Origin of the sequence: Taibaiella koreensis (assembly GCF_003545715.1) — a bacterium.
Classification (GTDB): domain Bacteria; phylum Bacteroidota; class Bacteroidia; order Chitinophagales; family Chitinophagaceae; genus Taibaiella; species Taibaiella koreensis.
In genome coordinates, this window is sequence record NZ_QVNU01000002.1 from 72,158 (window position 1) to 88,682 (window position 16,525).

Here is a 16,525-nt window from a genome sequence, read left to right on the forward strand (position 1 = left end):
ACCATCAGGGGCCAAACCGTTTTTATAAAAGGGCCAACCCCGCAAAATTAACCTGAAAGTTTTACTTTCGCTCCGCTGGAAGTATCTCCTGTATTGATTTTCCCATCTATAAAAACTATTGTAAAATATGATCAGAGTAGAGCATATTGGTATAGCAGTAAAAGACCTCGCTGTTTCCATACCCTTATTTGAAAAATTACTGAACACCGGCTGCTACAAAACGGAAGAAGTGGCTACCGAAGGTGTCAACACCGCGTTCTTCCGTCATGGTGAAACCAAGCTGGAACTGCTGGAAGCGACCACAGAAACAAGCCCCATTGCCGCTTTCCTGGCCAAAAAGGGCGAAGGCATGCATCATATCGCCTTTGAAGTAGCCGACATCGAGGCCGAAATGAAAAGACTTGCCGGCGAAGGCTTTACCTTGCTGAACGAGCAGCCCAAGACAGGCGCAGATAACAAGCTGGTCTGCTTCCTGCACCCCAAGGGTACCAATGGCGTGCTGATCGAGCTGTGCCAGGAACGGAAATAGATCTCGCAAAGCTTTCCTACTTTTGCGCTCCGCTAAAAAAAATCAAGGAACATGCCCCCGCAAACACCTGCCAGGATCGTACCTGTCGCTACCCTGGTGCTGTGCCCGGAAGAAATATTCAACCACAACAGCATCTTTAACTCCCTGCACATAAGACAGGGCGCTACTGTCCCGTTTGAAATGTTTCCCCTGGACGAGATACAGATCGAACGTCATTTCGGCAAATACAGCGCCGAAGGCAAGCAATTGCTGGCGCGGTTTAACGACGATGATATCGCCTTCGAGGTAAGCCAGCTCAAAAAAAGGCATGCCAGGGAAAAATCGGGCATGCCCCTTGAAAAATTCCTGGACAAGACGGTTGCCCGGTATATCCAGGAACTGCTGACCAATCTACTGAACGCAGTGCCCGACCTCAGGAGCTACCACAGGGTGAAAAATCCGGCTACGGGCAATTACCTGATCGCCCGCTGCAATATCTTTAAAGAAGCCCCGGTCCTTTCCTTTGAAGTGGTCAGGACTGCAGACGGCGGACTCTCGGTCCTGAGCCATATCCGCTGTGGCAATACCAGCTATACCCTCGACCAGGTCAAACGCTATAAGTTCCTGGTAGAAGCAGAGGGAAATTATTATTCCTTGCGTCATAACGATCATCTGACCCTGGAATGGCTGGAGCAAAGCCAGCCGCAGCAGTTTGCCCATAACCCTGTATTGCTTTCGCAGCGCATCGTTCAGAAACTGGAAGAAGGCTACCAGGTGAACCGCAACAACCTGTTTGAAAAAAAAGAGATCGATACGGCGCCGGTCAATTGTGTCTACCTGAGCGAGATCAGCGATTCGATGCTGATGTTCACACCCAAGTGGAAGTATGAAGGCATTATCGTTGAAGGAGAATGGAAAGAACGCCATGAAACCATTCGAAACGGCGAGGCCTACAGTATTATAAGAGATAAGGAAGCCGAGCTGCAATTTACACAATACCTGCAGTCGCTACATCCCAACTTTGCCAAACAATCTAACAAGTTCTTTTACCTGACTTTTGTCGATGCCAAGAAAAAGCAATGGTTCCTGAAAGCCTACCATGGTTTGCTGGAGCAGGATGCGGAAATGATCGGGCTCGAAATGCTGCGGCATTTCCGCTACTCGGCCCATGCGCCGGCAACAGAAATGCTGATAATAAAACAGGAAGAAGAAACCCTTACCCTGAGCCTGAAGATACGCTTCGACAAAGAGCAGGTATCGCTTACCGAGCTCCAGAAGCTACTAATCGCCGGACAAAACTCCATCCTGCTTAAAGACAGCACCATCGGCATTTTCAACGATGAATGGATCGCCCAATACGCTCCTATTATCAAGCATGGTAAGTTGTCGAAAAGCGAAGTTGTTATTCCACAATGGATCATGCTGAGCCTGGAAAAAGGCGCCGCCAAAGAAGTGCTGGAACCTTCCATCAGCAAAGAATGGCTACAGCGCTGGCTGCAATGGCAGGACGAGCAGCAAACTGTATATACAGTACCCACCCTGCTACAGGCGAGCCTGCGGCCTTACCAGCATAAAGGCTACGAGTGGTTATCGCTGCTGGCCGAGATAGGCGCAGGAGCCTGCCTGGCCGACGACATGGGCCTCGGTAAAACCTTGCAGACCATCACCTTCCTTTGCCGGAGACTGGAGCAGGAACCAACAGCCCACCACCTGATCATATGCCCGGCATCGCTGATCTACAATTGGAAAATGGAGCTGGAAAAATTCGCGCCTTCCGTAAAGGCATTTGTCTACAATGGCCTGCAGCGCAATATCGAAAGTTTCTTCCGCCAACAGGGACAGGTGCTCATCTGCAGCTACGGCACCTTGCGCAGCGATATCGAGCAGCTGCATATTACACCATGGGATGCCGTGGTGGTGGATGAAAGCCAGAACATCAAGAATGTGCAGGCGCAAATCACCAAAGCGGTACAACAGCTCAGCGCCAGGGCCAGGGTTGCGCTCAGCGGCACGCCGGTGATGAACAACACTTTTGACTTGTATGCCCAGCTCAATTTCCTGCTACCCGGTCTGTTCGGCGGCCAGGAATTTTTCCGGAAAGAATATGCCAACCCTATAGACCGCGACGGCGATAAGGAAAAAATAAAAGCGCTGCAACAAATGACAGCGCCCTTTGTACTGCGCCGCACCAAAGAGCAAGTGGCCACCGATCTGCCCGAAAAGACGGAAAGTGTGCTGTGGTGCGCCATGGGCGAAGACCAGATGGCTGCCTACAATGCGGTGAAGAACCAGATCAGGGACAGTATTTTCCTCGACATCAGGAACGGAGGCCTGGAAAAGAACAAGCTCAATATCCTTCAGGGCATTCTGAAGCTGCGCCAGGTATGCGGCTCACCGCAATTGCTGAGCGAAAGCAGCGATTGTATAGACTCAATTAAAGTTGATATGCTGATGGACGAATTGCTCAACCTGAAGAATAACAAGACGCTCGTCTTTTCACAGTTTAAGGGCATGCTGCACCTTATCGCCGATCGCTGCCGTAAGCAAAATATCAGCTTCTTCCATTTCGATGGCGATACGCCCATAGCCGATCGACAGGCCATGGTCAACCGGTTTCAATCGGCCGAAGATCAGACCAGGGTATTCCTCATAAGCCTTAAGAGCGGCAACGCAGGCCTCAACCTTACCGCTGCCGACTATGTATTCCTCGTAGACCCCTGGTGGAATACAGCCGTACAGCAGCAGGCCATAGACCGTACGCACCGTATCGGTCAGACGAAGAATGTATTTGCCTATAAGATGATCTGTAAGGATACGATCGAGGAGCGGATCATCGAATTACAGCAAAAGAAACGGTTACTGTCGGAAGAACTGATCAGCGCAGAGGAAGGCTTTGTCAAAAATCTCACAGAGGACGATGTAGCCTACCTGTTTGGTTAGAGATTAGATATTAGACGTTAGATACCAGACATTAGATGTTAGATATTAGATATTAGAAGTTAGATGCTAAATGGCATCTGATCTCTAATATCTTACGCCCGATTCTTGATCCCTGATACGCAATGCCAAATACTTGGTTCTTGATACTTAATACCTGATACCTAATACCTAATACTTGATACTTAATACGTAATACACAATACTAATACCTGATTCCTGGCTCTTGTACCTAACAAAGCGGGACGGCCTTGGCCGTCCCGCTTTGTTGTATACTTGCTGAAGCGTTAATGCTTCACAACGATCTGCTTGTTGCTGGTACCCTGGTCGGTGGTCACACGTAGGAAATACACACCATTAGCCAGCTGGCTAACAGGTATCGTTGTTACGGTATTTCCAGGTACAGCCGATCCTATTCTCTGTCCCTGCAATGTATATAGCTCGATGCCGCTGATCTTGCCGGCAAAGCCTTTGCGATCAAGGATCAGCTGTGTGCTGGCAGGAACGGGATACACGCTGAGGGAACGATCCAATGCTGTTTCTGCAATGCCGGTGGGATTATCTTTGGCACGAACGGTAAACGGCACACTATTGGTGAAGCCAAGGTCATCGGGCAGCACATTCCATATTGTTTTGCCTTCCTGGCGATACAGCAATCGTATCGTATAGTCTCCTGCGGGCAGGGCATTGGTACTGGTCATCTGGAATACCACACCGGTGTCGGTCACGGTGGCAATCTGCAGGTAGCCCAGGATCTGCACGCTGGCGGTCATGCTATTGTCGCTGGTGCGGAACAGGCCGGCTGTAAGCTGTCCGCTGAAATCCAGGATGCCGCGGTTGCCCACTTTGCCATTTACGCTGAAGCTTTCCCCCTGGGTGATTTCCGGTACGGAAACGGTGAGCGCGTTCTTCAGCACCAGGTCCAGCACATCGGGTGTTCCGTTAGGTTCGATTTTAGTCAGTATCTGCTGGCCTTCGTTGAAGTTACCACCACCACCGCCGATACCCAATGCGGAGGGCGCCAGGTTATTGACGGTAAAGTAGCCATTGCTCATGCCACCCCAGCCCCAGTTGATATGGTACAGGCCAGCTGCATCGTAGCCGTCAAACACGAAAGCATGCCCGCCGAGATCGCCAAAACCGGCGTACAGCAGAGGGCGTCCATTGTCTATCTCCTGCTTCAGCAAGGCATCCCAATCGGCATCGGAGTAGTCTTCGCGATAATACCCTTCGATAGTAGATTTGTATCCGAAATAATTTTTAAAAGCATTTTCAGCGCATTTGGAATTGGCGCTCCAGGCCAGCACCTGCGATCCGCTGCCATTTGGAGCAAAATTCATCCGCACACTCACGGCGCAATGATACCCCAACGTGGAAACTGCATCCTTTGCCGCTGCAGAAGAAGCGCCGGTCAGGTTATCCGACATTACCCCCCACTGGTACATAGTGGAGCCGAAATCGGCCGATAGCTGGCCGTAAGGATTCTGAGTATAAGAATAGCTGCTGGTACCGGTGGTAGGATAGTTCCAGTATTTCATGATCTGGGCCATCGCTGTAGCCACACAACCTACCGGTGTTTTGCCCGATCCCGTGCCGGGTGTATAGATATTATAATAGGTACCCTGGTTCCAGGTGGTAGTCAGCATGGGCGTGACCTCATTGGTAGGTTTATTGGCCATGCCGCCGGTTACGGCGCCGGTATAATAATCCCAGTCGGCGATCACCGCTTTGGAAGCTTCCAGCTGATGTTGTACGGCAAACTGGATCTGGTCACGATATAAGCCCATCCAGTAGCGGGTTTCGGGCGAAGCATCGTCGCCTGCCTGGAAAGCATTGCTGAAAGAATAGGCCAATACCGGCTTGACGATATCGTCGGCGGCTACTACTACAAAGCCCTGCTGGTTGTTCACATCGAATACATAATAGGTATTGATGGCGGTACCGCCGGACTGGCTTACGGAAGAAGTGGTCAACAGCTTGATCGCAGGCTGGGCATTGCTCATCCTGGTAGCGACAAAATTCCGGGCCACACTGATTGCGGTCTGCTCATCGACCTGCTTGGCAAATGCCGTAGCACCGGCAGCGAATCCCAGGGACAAGAGTAGTACTATTCTCTTCATTGTTTTATTTATTGGTTACCAAATAAAAAGGTTAAAGTTCATGAAATTAACGTTTTTTAAATAAGTAACCAAAAATAACCACAGTACCTACATGAATATGCCTGTCCCGGTCTGGCCTGCGGGCAAACTGATCGAGGCGCCGTCATAAATTAATCCCCGGCCTGCATTTTCTTTCAGCAACAAAGGGCCGTCGATATCGGCATAATCGGCCAACGGAAGCAAATGGGCCAGCACGGTAGCCCCTACATTACTCTCACACATACCACCAAGCATGACTTTTTTCCGCGCTTGCTTCGCGGCACGGATCATATTCAGCGCAGGCGTAAGACCTCCGCATTTGGCGAGCTTGATATTGATCCCGTCGTACAGCTCCAGGCAGGAGGGCACATCCTTCTCTTCCCGGCAGGCTTCATCAGCAATAAGAGGTATATGGGTGAGTTGTTTTAATGCGATCATTCCCTCCTTGTCGTCGCGATGCAGCGGCTGCTCGATCAGCTCCACATCCAATCGTTCGAGTTCGGGCAGCAACAGCCTGGCTTCGTCCAGGCTCCAGGCTTCATTGGCATCGATGCGGATACGCGCATCGGTAGCGCCACGCAAGGCCTCAAGCGCCTGCAGATCGTGACCGCCGCCCATTTTAAGCTTATAGACGGGATAGGGCTTTTCCGCTACCCGCTGCCGGATCTCTGCCGGTTCATTGATCCCTATGGTATAATCGGTGGGCGGAATATTTTTCCATTGCAGGCCTATCATGGCATACAGTGGTCTCCGGTTCAGTTGCGCCCAGAGATCCCATCCGGCCATATCCAGCGCAGCTATCAGGAATGGCTGACCGGGCAGCAGGTGATGCAGGAAATGCCAGAACCGTTCGGGCCCATTGAGCGCATAATGTTCAATTGTGCTCCGATTTTTTTCCAGCAACACAATCATTTCATCCAGGCGCGCGTTATAGTACCCGATCTCGGTAGCTTCGCCATAACCGGTGAGCCTGCCCAGGCCCAGGGACAGTACTAGCGTGGGCTGATGGGTCTTCGTTCCTTTCGCAATGGCAAAAGGGTATTCAAAAGGGAGATCATATCTCCGGTAGGTCAATTGGAGCATAAGCCAGTTAATGCTGCAAATCTCCTGAGATCGCAACAAAAGAAGAAAAAATATTTAAAAAGCCGCGCAACAGTTATCTTTGCGCCTCAATTGCAATATGTTCATATGAAGAAAATCGCAGGCTTACTGGCCTTCACGCTGGCTTTCTCTTTAGGCGCGCAGGCGCAGGAAAGCACCACCGATAACCAAAGTGAACCGGCTAAGAAAAAGTCGGTGATCAAACCCTCGCGTGATTTCCTCATGCTTCAGCTCTCTTACGACAACTGGGCCCAAACGCCTGAAAACGTTAAGATAGGTGGTATTGGCCGGGGATTCAATGCCTATCTCTGCTACGATTTCCCTATTTCCAAGTCCAATTTCAGCTTTGCAGCGGGCCTTGGTATTGGGACCAATAACATTTATTTCGACGATCAGCGCCTGGTTATGAATACAGCTTCCAGTACGGCTGTATTTCAGAACGTGGATACCAATGGCGTAGACAACTACAAGAAGAGCAAACTGAACACTACTTACCTGGAAGCACCTTTCGAGTTGCGTTTTTTTGGCAACAAAGACAACCGTAACCGCGGCTTCAAAATGGCGATCGGGATGAAAGTAGGCCTCCTGGTAGGCGCCCATACTAAAGAAAAACACAATGTAGGCGGCACTTACGTCGTGGAGAAGGTGAATACGAAGCGCTATTTTGAGACCTGGCGCTTTACGCCCACGGCGCGCATCGGCTGGGGTAATTTCTCCATATTCGGCACCTATAGCCTGAGCCAGCTTTTCAAAGCCGGCGCGGGGCCTGAGGTATATCCTTATTCGATAGGTATCTGCATCACAGGCCTGTAACACGGGCGCAGCTTATCTTTTCACGATAAAACAGTAAGGGCGATCCGGAAAGATCGCCCTTACTGTTTTATTATTTTGGTCTTGAAAGCACGATTGTATTGACACGGCATTCCCGGAGAGCCAGGGAATGCCCCTACTTCCATTTACGGAGTATGAGAGAGGAGTTGGTGCCGCCGAAACCGAAGGAATTGGACAAAAACACATCGAAGTCACGCTGTAGTGTTTCCGGCAGCACATTGATCTTGGCTGAGTGCTCATCGGGATGCTCAAAGTTGATGTTGGGCGCCATAAAGCCATGCTGCATCATCAACAGGGAATAAACGATCTCACTGGCGCCGGCCATCCAGCATTCGTGCCCCGTCATCGATTTGGTGGAGCTCACCGGCACCTTGCCGCCGAACACTTCAAAAATGGCTTCGGCCTCGCTACCATCGCCTGCCGGAGTCGAGGTTGCATGCGCATTGACGTATTCCACCTCAGCGGCAGACATACCGGCATCTTTAAGTGTACGGTGGATCGATCTTACCTGTCCCTCTACACTAGGATTGGAAATGTGCTCCCCGTTGGAGGAGAAGCCATAGCCCAGCACTTCAGCAATGATGTGCGCGCCGCGCGCCTGCGCCGATTCCAGGCTTTCCAGGATAACAGTTGCAGCGCCGCCGCCAGGTACAAGACCGTCCCTGTCCTTATCAAAAGGCCGGGAAGCCCTGGTTGGCTCTGACTCGCGGGTGGAGAAAGTTCCGAGTGCATCGAAGTTGGGCATGGAATAGTCGTTAACCTCTTGTGCACCGCCGCAGATCACCCTTTCCTGCATGCCATTCTTAATAAACAGGTATCCCATCCCGATCGCATGCGATCCGCTGGCACAGGCAGCACTGATGCTGAAATTGATGCCCCGCAACTTGAATATAGTGGCCAGGTTCATGGTCACCGTAGAGTTCAGCACCTGGAATACGGAGCCCGAGCCAATCAGCATCGAGTCCTTTTTTTCCCGCAACAGATCGATCCCTTCGATCACCGGCTTGGCGCAGCTGTCGTTGCCATAGATGATGCCGGTCTCGTACCGCTGGAAGAAATCAATATCGACACCGGCCTGCTGCATGGCTTCAATTGTAGCCATATAGGCAAACTCGGCCTGTTCCGGCATCATGATGCGGGCCCGGCGGTCCAGTAAGCCTTTGAGATTGGGCCGTGATACATAGCCGGTAAGTCCCGAGCGATAGCCCATGGCCTTGCGCTCCGGGCGGAAAGAGATACCGGAACGTCCCTCAAACAAGGATTTCGTTACTTCTTCCCGGTTCATGCCCAGCGACGAATAGATACCGATGCCCGTGATGACAACTCTGTTCATTCATTTTTATTTACAGCTGCAAAGGTCTGTTATTTTAGCAAAAGAAGCATAGCGCCCCATACGCAAAACCAGCAGGCTTTATCGTAAACTTATTATTGCAATTGCTGCCGGGCCGGCCACTAGGGTTGTATGTTCTGTCGTACATTTTCAAACCACACATTGGCTCTTGTCATTGCCCGACCATCATTTAAGATACTCCGTTTGCAACAACGAATCTTGCCCTTGCTGATCCGTATTTTACCTGCCGCCGGGCAGAAGACATATAAGCAGAAACCATTAAATTTGCTACATGACATCACACACAACTATGTCAGCAAATCCACTTAGGCGGTACAACTAACGAAGCGGTATGGCCGTAATTTTGAAGAAAAAAACCTGCGCCGGATGCTGCTATTTGCCGGGCAATTCCCCTCAGAAGAAATTGTCGTTACACTGTCACGACAATTGAGCTGGTCCATTTTCTAATCCTGATCCCGCTTAAAAATAGCACACGCCATGGATGCAAAGAAACGTATAATATCCACTACCGACCATCTGCTTACAGAACTGGCGCAGCTTATAGAACAAAGTCAGCAGCAGGTAGCGCAGCAGGCTAACACTACCCTTACGATGCTGTTCTGGCATATAGGCAGGCGCATTAACCAAGATATTTTGCAAAATGAGCGCGCCGGCTATGGCAAACAGATTGTGCCTACACTGGCGGCACAGCTGACCGGGCGGTACGGTCGCAATTTCGAAGAAAAGAACCTGCGCCGGATGCTGCAATTTGCCGGGCAATTCCCCGCTGAGGAAATTGTCGTTCCACTGGCACGACAATTGAGCTGGTCGCATTTTCTTATCCTGATTCCTCTTAAAAATGCTGAGGCGAGGATGTTTTACGCAAAGAAAGCCATAACAGAAGGATTGGGAAAACGGGAGCTACGTCAACATATCTCTGCTAAAGCATTTGAACGTACGGCTATCGCGAATCTTCAAAATACAAGCAACAACCCTGCGCTGCACAACAACTTTAAAGACCCATACTTTCTCGACTTTTTAGGCTTACGGGATACTTATCTCGAAAAAGACCTGGAAGCGGCTATTCTACGAGACCTGGAAACTTTTATATTGGAATTGGGTAAGGGCTTTGCCTTTGTGGAACGTCAAAAACGGATGATTATTGATGGTGAAGATTTTTATCTCGATCTCCTGTTTTACCATCGCGGCTTAAAGCGGCTGGTAGTCATTGAGCTTAAGCTCGGCAAATTTGAAGCGAAGCACAAAGGCCAGATGGAGCTCTACCTGCGCTGGCTGGATAAATATGAAAGACAAGATGGAGAATTGGCCCCTGTAGGCCTCATTCTTTGCGCCGAAAGCAGCCGTGAACAGGTTGAATTGCTGGAGATGCACAAAGATGGCATAATGGTGGCTGAATACTGGACAGAACTGCCGCCCAAAAAAGAACTGGAAAGAAAAATACACAACATCCTGATAGAAGCCCGGGAGCGGATAGAAAACAAAAAACTACTAAAATAGCTACAGTTTACATACAAAGCCTGAGCTGCCACATACAGGCCAACTCAATCTCCCTGACATAAGCGCTATTCGTATCGCAGCGCCTCTATAGGATCCAGGCGGGCCGCCCTGGCAGCGGGGTACAGCCCAGAGGCAAGCCCCACAATGGTGCAGGAAACAATACCGATGCTGATCCACATCCAGGGTACGATAAAGCCGGTCTTCAGCAGCAGGGATACGATATTCCCGATAAGGATGCCGGTAATAACGCCGATCACGCCTCCTGCAAGGCTGATCATGATCGATTCGGTAAGGAATTGTCTGCGGATCGAACTGCTGCGGGCGCCAAGCGCTTTGCTGACTCCGATCTCGCGCGTTCTTTCGGCCACCGATACCAGCATGATGTTCATGAGACCGATCGCCGCTCCCAGCAAGGTAATGAGCCCGATGAACAGTGCAGCGCCGGTCACGTAGGTCACATTCTCCATTACCATGGCCGCCAGGTTGTCGTTCTTATTTACCCCAAAATTGGATGGTGCATTGAGCGGCACCCTGCGCACAATGCGGAACAGACCTTCGGCCTCCTCGGCAGCAATATCGATGAGGGCTACATTACCCACCTTCACGCTAACGACGAAGGAATTATCGCCACCGTACACCGCACGGGCATTCTGAAGCGGCACAAATACATTATTGTCCAGGTTGGAGACCATGCTGCTGCCTTTGCTCTCCGCTACGCCGATCACACGGTACTTGATATATCCTACGGAGATCACGGCATTGAGCGCATTCTGCAGCTTACCCTTAAAAAGCTTGGTGGCAATGCTGTTGCCCAGCAGGCATACATAGCTGCCATTCTCCACCTCTGTGGTTGAAAAATTACGGCCGGCGGCGAGCGTTGTCGAAGAAATGGTGACATAACGTTCGTCCACCCCCATGACATGGATATTGGGATTGGTTTTCTCCGAAGCGTAGCGAACGGTAGCGATACCGGTACCCATGATCGATAGGCCGACTTCTGTACCGGGAAAAGAAAACCGCTTTTTAAAGTCCTGGGCATCGCGATAGCTTATGTTGCGCTGGTCTACAGAAGAAATATTGATCCCTCCACCGCCTCTCTTCTTCTTGAGCACTTCGTTGGTGATCTGGAACGTATTGGCGCCCATACCGCTGAAACTGGAGTAGATACTGGCTTTCAATCCTTCAATGGCGGTAAGAATGCCGATGAGCGCCATGATCCCCAAAGCAATAATGCCTACCGTAATGCCTGTGCGCAGCTTGTTGGTGCGCACGGAACGGTAAGCAAGTACAGTATTGAAAAGGAAATTGTTGGCCATCGTAAAAAAACGTCCTGCAGCTTTTGTATTGCAAATATATCCTATCGGCGGTAAAAAAACGGCTTCGGTAATTTCCGGCCTGGCGACGTTATTTTGGCGGCTCGTAGTTGTACAGGATAATGAATTCCACCCGGCGGTTCCGTCTTCTGCCTTCCTCCGTATTGTTATCGCCTATTGGGTTGGTCTTACCCATTCCCCAGGTAAAGATCCGGCTCTTAAGTACGTCAAAACGCTCCAGCATGTTTTTTGCAGAGTCGGCTCTTTGCTTCGATAAGGTTTCATTAATCCCATCGGTACCGGTGTTGTCGGTATATCCATTGACGAGGATGCTTGTCTTATCATATTGATTCAACGCCTTCCCGAAGCGCTGCATCAGCGGGGTTGTCGCCTCATTGATCTCGGCCGAGCTTTTCTTAAACAGCAGGTGCTCGGGAAACAGGACCTTGATCGTATCATTCAGAATGGTCACTTCGGCTTCATTTACAGCATCCTTCAGGGTAGCGTAAGCCGATTCCATATAGGAGTGTTGCTTTTTGGCTGTTTTCTTTGCTGCGCTGCAGGAATAAAGCAGTGCCGGCAGGGCAAGGATCAGCAGGAAAAGGGCACAACGGTGGCGGTTCATACAATGAATTATTGAAGGCAGCAAAGTTATACATTATTCCTGTTTAGCAAGGATCAATTTAAAGCCTACGCCATGCACCGTTTGCAGGTCTACACCCTCTGCATCCTTCAGGTATTTCCTGATCTTGGTCATAAAAACATCCATGCTTCTGCCCAGAAAATAGTCTTCTTTTCCCCAGACGTTCATCAGGATATCTTCCCGCTTGACCACCGCATTGGCATGCAGGCAAAGGTATTGCAGCAGGTCGGCTTCCTTCTGTGTCAGCTGCTGCTTGTGCGTGCCGTCAATCAGCAGCAGATTGTTGTAGTCGAAAACGAGGTTTCCCAGCTCAAATTTTTCAGCTTGCTCGCTCGGCTTTTTACGGGTCCGCTTCAGGAATACCTCGATGCGTAGCAGCAGCTCTTCCATATTGAAGGGCTTGGTGATATAGTCGTCGCCGCCGGCCTTGAACCCGGCAATACGGTCTTCATCCATGGATTTGGCCGTGAGGAACAGGATCGGGATCTTGTCATTCTTTTTCCTGATCTGCGCCGCCAGGGCCATGCCATCTTTCTTGGGCAGCATTACATCCAGCAGGCAGATATCGATATTGTGACGCATGAATTGCTGCCAGCCATTTTCGCCATCGGAGCTGAAAATCACTTCGTACCCGTGCTCCTCCAGGTTATCTTTCACTACAAAGCCCAGAGAGCTGTCGTCTTCTACTAAAAGGATCTTTGCTTTTGGTTGCATATAGAAGTTTTATACGTTATTTTTTCGGAAAGATAAGGGAAAAGGTGCTTCCTTTACCCGGCTTGCTATTGCAGACTACCGATCCGCCATGAGCCTTCACGATGATCTTGACATAATTCAACCCCAGACCAAACCCTTTCACATCGTGTATATTACCCGTCGGCACACGGTAAAACCGCCGGAATAACATTCTCTGATGATCCTTATCGATGCCAATTCCGTTATCGGTAACGTCGATCCTGATCTGTTTATTGTTGGCCTTCAAATGTATATCGATTATCGGGTTGTCGGCTGCGTATTTAAGCGCGTTATCGATAAGGTTGCTCACCGCATTCTTGAGGTGCAGCTTGTCGCCGGTCGACTCCACTGCGGCCTCAGGCAAATGCAGGTGCAGCGCCGCATTTTTCTTCAGCAGCATGTGCTCAAATCCTTTTACCGCTTCATTGATCAGCTCCTGCCACACGATAGGTTGGTGCCGCAGCTGTATCTCTCCTTTTTCCGCATGGGCCATCTGCAATACCCGCTCTACCTGCAATGCCAACTGTGAAGCCGCATTATCGATAATGGTCGCATAGTTGAGCAGGCGTTGCGGTTTCTGTACAATGTCCGGGTTTTTCAGCACCTCGGCCGATAACTGTATCGTCGCCAATGGCGTCTTGAATTCATGCGTCATGTTGTTGACAAAATCCTTTTGCACCTCGCTCAGCCGTTTTTGTTTCAGGATCACAAATACCACATAGCCCAGGAAGATCAGCACGCACAGCAGTACCAGCGACGACAATATCCAGATCGACAGCTGCGAGGCGATGTAATTTTTCCGGTGGGGAAAGAACACACCGAAGTAATAGTTTTCACGGGCCAGGCTGGGAAAATTCATTACAGGTGTAAACGGCTCGTTGCTCCCGCTCATATGGATGTAATGGTAGTTCATGAGACTATCGCTCATACAATCGTACATGCCATACTCAAAATCGGTGATCACGTTCCGCCGCTCAAATTCCATCGACAGGAAATGGCCCAGCACATCGGCATCCACGTGATCGTTGATCTGCACGATAAAATAGTCCGGTTCCACCTGGTCCACCACATTATATACCAGGGGCTGTATCTTTTTCAGCTCCCAGATCTTCAGCGCTACATTTCGCAAGCTGGTATTGACATTGAGACTGAACTCTTTTTCTTCAAGATCGTAAGCCTTTTTTACCCAATACACCTGCGTGGCGATGATACCGGCGGCCAACAGCAAGGCCAGGATCAGGATCAGCCGTATGGTTGCATTTTTCATTATCTAAAACAAATGTACTTGGAAACGAAGAGGTGAACAAAATATCCGCTGGCATTTACATTTGGTTAAAGATTATAGGTAAGCCGGTACAGCCGGTACCGGAAGAAAGCGGGAGGGCGGCTCCTGCGATAAGGGACGGCCCTCCCGCAATGTTATTGCGGGCCTGCATCCCGGTAACAATGCTCCAGGAAGGCGATCATATCGGTAGCCAGCCAGTCGGGATGCTCCAGGAAGCTCATGTGTCCGCAGGGCTCGTATAGGGAAACGGCGTTCACCCGGGCCCTGTGACACTGTTCCAGGGCGTCCTTCATGGGCGTTGCGGTGTCTTCGTTACCGATGATCCACTGCAGCGGGCAATCAAGTCTGTCCAGAAGTTCCCTTTTGTCGCTGCGCTCCATAATGGCCTGGTAAAAAGCCGCCAGCGAAGCCGTGGAAAGCTTCATACCGGTATCTACGACCTTGCGCACCATTTCGGGATGCCGGGCCGCATAAGATTCTGCAAACAGGTTTTGCGCCATGCCCCTGAGGAACATTTCCTTCTCCGCTTCACCCTTTCGGATCAGGGCAATGGCCTTACGGCGGTTCTCTTTTTTCTCCTCGCTATCGGGAGAAGCCAGCGAATGCACCAGGCTTACTCCTTTGAGCCGGCCGGGGTAATGCGCCGCAAATTCCAGCGCTGAGTAGCCGCCCATAGAATGCCCTGCCAGTACTGCCAGGGGTATCTGTTCGCGGTCCAGCATACCTGCGATCTCCGCGGCCATATATTCCAGGCTGAGCGGGGTATCGGGTAAAGGACTCTGTCCCGCACCGGGCAGGTCGGGTAGCAGTACACGGTACCGTTCTGTAAGTGCCGGCAACAGGGGCTCCCAGGCGCTGCTATCGTTGGGAAAGCCGTGGATCAGCACCAGGGGCTGCCCCTGGCCTATTACAGTATAATGTATCATACAATCCGGATCATTTGTTTGCCGTATCAGCAGCATCCGCCGCAGGGGCCGTGCCGCCGATGTTTTGCTTGTACATGTCGATGTAAATATACATCATACACAGCAGCAGCGGCGCCAGCTCGATCAGGGGCATGCGCTGGAAGCCAAGCAGGTGAACGATGAGCGCCACTATGACCAGGCTAATAGCCGCCAGGGCATAGATCCTGAGCCCTTGCTTACGCTTATGCGCCACAAAAGCGACAATAACATTGAAGGGCACCGCCCATAAAATGTTGAAATTATCGGCGCAAGACTGGTGATTGGTGCACAGCCACATGAACAGCATAAAAATACCGAGCAGGCCGGTAATAAAGAGCAGCAGGAAACGGAGCACCGCCTTAAGATAGCGGAACGAGCGCACCAGGAAAGAAAGCGCGGTAAGGATCAGGAGACCGATCATCATCCAAAGGGGGCCGTTGAACGTGGTGTGGTACACATGCTTATGATCCAGGATCACGCGATCGCTGCCGACCACATGCTTTCCCCTGAATTTGGCGTGCACCAGGCCTTTGTGTATAAAATCGGGCAGGAACATAGCGCCCTCGTCGGTCATCAGGCTGTCTACCTTACTACCGAGCAGCAGGTTGATGCCAAATCTTTCCCAATGCTTGTCGGCCAGGTATTGGTTGAGGATATCGCGATAGCTGATTTTTTTGTTGCTCAGTACATCGCCAAAATAAAATTCATCTCCAAGTACCCTGGGGAAGATGTCCCGCACCCGGGTAGCACAGTTATCGAACAGGAAATCATATTGGTACTCGCGGTATTCGGGCTTCAGGTTGTTTTCCAGGTACCGGATCATGCGACGCTTCTGGTCGGTGCTGAGGTCCAGCACCTGCTCCCTCACGTTACGTTTCTCCTCCACGTAAGTGTACATAAAGTCGCCGTAAGCGCCCTTTTCCAGGTAATAGGGCAGCTTGCCCAATGTGAATTTCTGGTAAAAATCCGGGTCGTTGAAGTTGAACGTGCCATAATTATATACCTCATCAGCGCCGCTACGGGTATCCATAACACGCACGCCGGTATGACCAAAAGAGGAATACAATTCGTCTCCCACGCCACAGGTAAGGATACTGATACGGATATGGTCGGAGTCGGTTGCCGGAACCAGGGTGCTATCGGCCTGTGCAAAGGTATCCAGAGTGCACAGCGATAACAGGAGAAATAAAATATAGCGACGCATGAAGATCGGCTTATGTGAAAAAACACGCAAACCTACAAAAT

13 protein-coding genes and 1 pseudogene are annotated in these 16,525 nt (G+C 50.6%); 5 read left to right on the top strand and 9 right to left on the bottom strand.

What is annotated here, in order from left to right; genetic code table 11:
* The first annotated feature begins 127 nt into the window (after window positions 1-127).
* Both mce and DZK30_RS07290 read left to right on the top strand, forming a co-directional pair.
* A complete protein-coding gene (gene mce, locus DZK30_RS07285; protein WP_118973475.1) occupies window positions 128-529 on the top strand; it encodes a methylmalonyl-CoA epimerase in 402 nt (133 codons plus the stop codon).
* A 51-nt stretch (window positions 530-580) separates the two neighbouring features.
* Window positions 581-3,448 (top strand): DEAD/DEAH box helicase, encoded by a 2,868-nt coding sequence (locus tag DZK30_RS07290; RefSeq protein WP_118973476.1) that lies wholly within the window; start codon window positions 581-583, stop codon window positions 3,446-3,448.
* Between the two features lie 284 nt (window positions 3,449-3,732).
* Here the strand turns inward: DZK30_RS07290 and DZK30_RS07295 are convergent, their stop codons facing one another.
* Complete coding sequence (locus DZK30_RS07295) at window positions 3,733-5,565, bottom strand: thiol protease/hemagglutinin PrtT (protein WP_118973477.1); 1,833 nt, start codon at window positions 5,563-5,565, stop codon at window positions 3,733-3,735.
* An 87-nt stretch (window positions 5,566-5,652) separates the two neighbouring features.
* Window positions 5,653-6,666 (bottom strand): dipeptide epimerase, encoded by a 1,014-nt coding sequence (locus DZK30_RS07300; RefSeq protein ID WP_118973478.1) that lies wholly within the window; start codon window positions 6,664-6,666, stop codon window positions 5,653-5,655.
* A gap of 105 nt (window positions 6,667-6,771) precedes the next feature.
* Between DZK30_RS07300 and DZK30_RS07305 the strand changes: the two genes are divergently transcribed.
* Window positions 6,772-7,497 carry an outer membrane beta-barrel protein gene (locus tag DZK30_RS07305; protein ID WP_162902923.1) on the top strand — a complete coding sequence of 242 codons (726 nt, stop codon included), beginning with the start codon at window positions 6,772-6,774 and terminating at the stop codon, window positions 7,495-7,497.
* Between the two features lie 133 nt (window positions 7,498-7,630).
* On the opposite strand, the gene DZK30_RS07310 is transcribed toward DZK30_RS07305, so the two are convergent.
* On the bottom strand, window positions 7,631-8,848 hold the full coding sequence (locus DZK30_RS07310; RefSeq protein ID WP_118973480.1) for a beta-ketoacyl-[acyl-carrier-protein] synthase family protein: 1,218 nt from the start codon (window positions 8,846-8,848) through the stop codon (window positions 7,631-7,633).
* Window positions 8,849-9,190: 342 nt separating this feature from the next.
* On the opposite strand from DZK30_RS07310, the pseudogene DZK30_RS26555 reads away from it, so the two are divergent.
* Both DZK30_RS26555 and DZK30_RS07320 read left to right on the top strand, forming a co-directional pair.
* Window positions 9,191-9,313, top strand: a pseudogene (locus tag DZK30_RS26555) (hypothetical protein); the annotation flags it as partial.
* 30 nt (window positions 9,314-9,343) lie between these two features.
* Window positions 9,344-10,363 (top strand): PDDEXK nuclease domain-containing protein, encoded by a 1,020-nt coding sequence (locus DZK30_RS07320; protein ID WP_118973481.1) that lies wholly within the window; start codon window positions 9,344-9,346, stop codon window positions 10,361-10,363.
* Between the two features lie 65 nt (window positions 10,364-10,428).
* Here the strand turns inward: DZK30_RS07320 and DZK30_RS07325 are convergent, their stop codons facing one another.
* The 6 genes from DZK30_RS07325 to DZK30_RS07350 all read right to left on the bottom strand — a co-directional run bounded on the left by DZK30_RS07325 (window position 10,429) and on the right by DZK30_RS07350 (window position 16,484).
* Complete coding sequence (locus tag DZK30_RS07325) at window positions 10,429-11,679, bottom strand: ABC transporter permease (RefSeq protein ID WP_118973482.1); 1,251 nt, start codon at window positions 11,677-11,679, stop codon at window positions 10,429-10,431.
* An 88-nt stretch (window positions 11,680-11,767) separates the two neighbouring features.
* Entirely contained in the window at window positions 11,768-12,301 is a 534-nt protein-coding gene (locus DZK30_RS07330; protein ID WP_118973483.1) for an OmpA family protein, read from the bottom strand.
* A gap of 33 nt (window positions 12,302-12,334) precedes the next feature.
* Window positions 12,335-13,033 (bottom strand): response regulator transcription factor, encoded by a 699-nt coding sequence (locus tag DZK30_RS07335; protein WP_118950661.1) that lies wholly within the window; start codon window positions 13,031-13,033, stop codon window positions 12,335-12,337.
* A gap of 16 nt (window positions 13,034-13,049) precedes the next feature.
* Window positions 13,050-14,318 (bottom strand): sensor histidine kinase, encoded by a 1,269-nt coding sequence (locus tag DZK30_RS07340; protein WP_118973484.1) that lies wholly within the window; start codon window positions 14,316-14,318, stop codon window positions 13,050-13,052.
* A gap of 152 nt (window positions 14,319-14,470) precedes the next feature.
* Window positions 14,471-15,262, bottom strand: a complete 792-nt coding sequence (locus DZK30_RS07345; protein WP_162902924.1) for an alpha/beta fold hydrolase — start codon at window positions 15,260-15,262, stop codon at window positions 14,471-14,473.
* Between the two features lie 10 nt (window positions 15,263-15,272).
* Complete coding sequence (locus DZK30_RS07350) at window positions 15,273-16,484, bottom strand: Lnb N-terminal periplasmic domain-containing protein (RefSeq protein WP_118973486.1); 1,212 nt, start codon at window positions 16,482-16,484, stop codon at window positions 15,273-15,275.
* Window positions 16,485-16,525 lie beyond the last annotated feature (41 nt).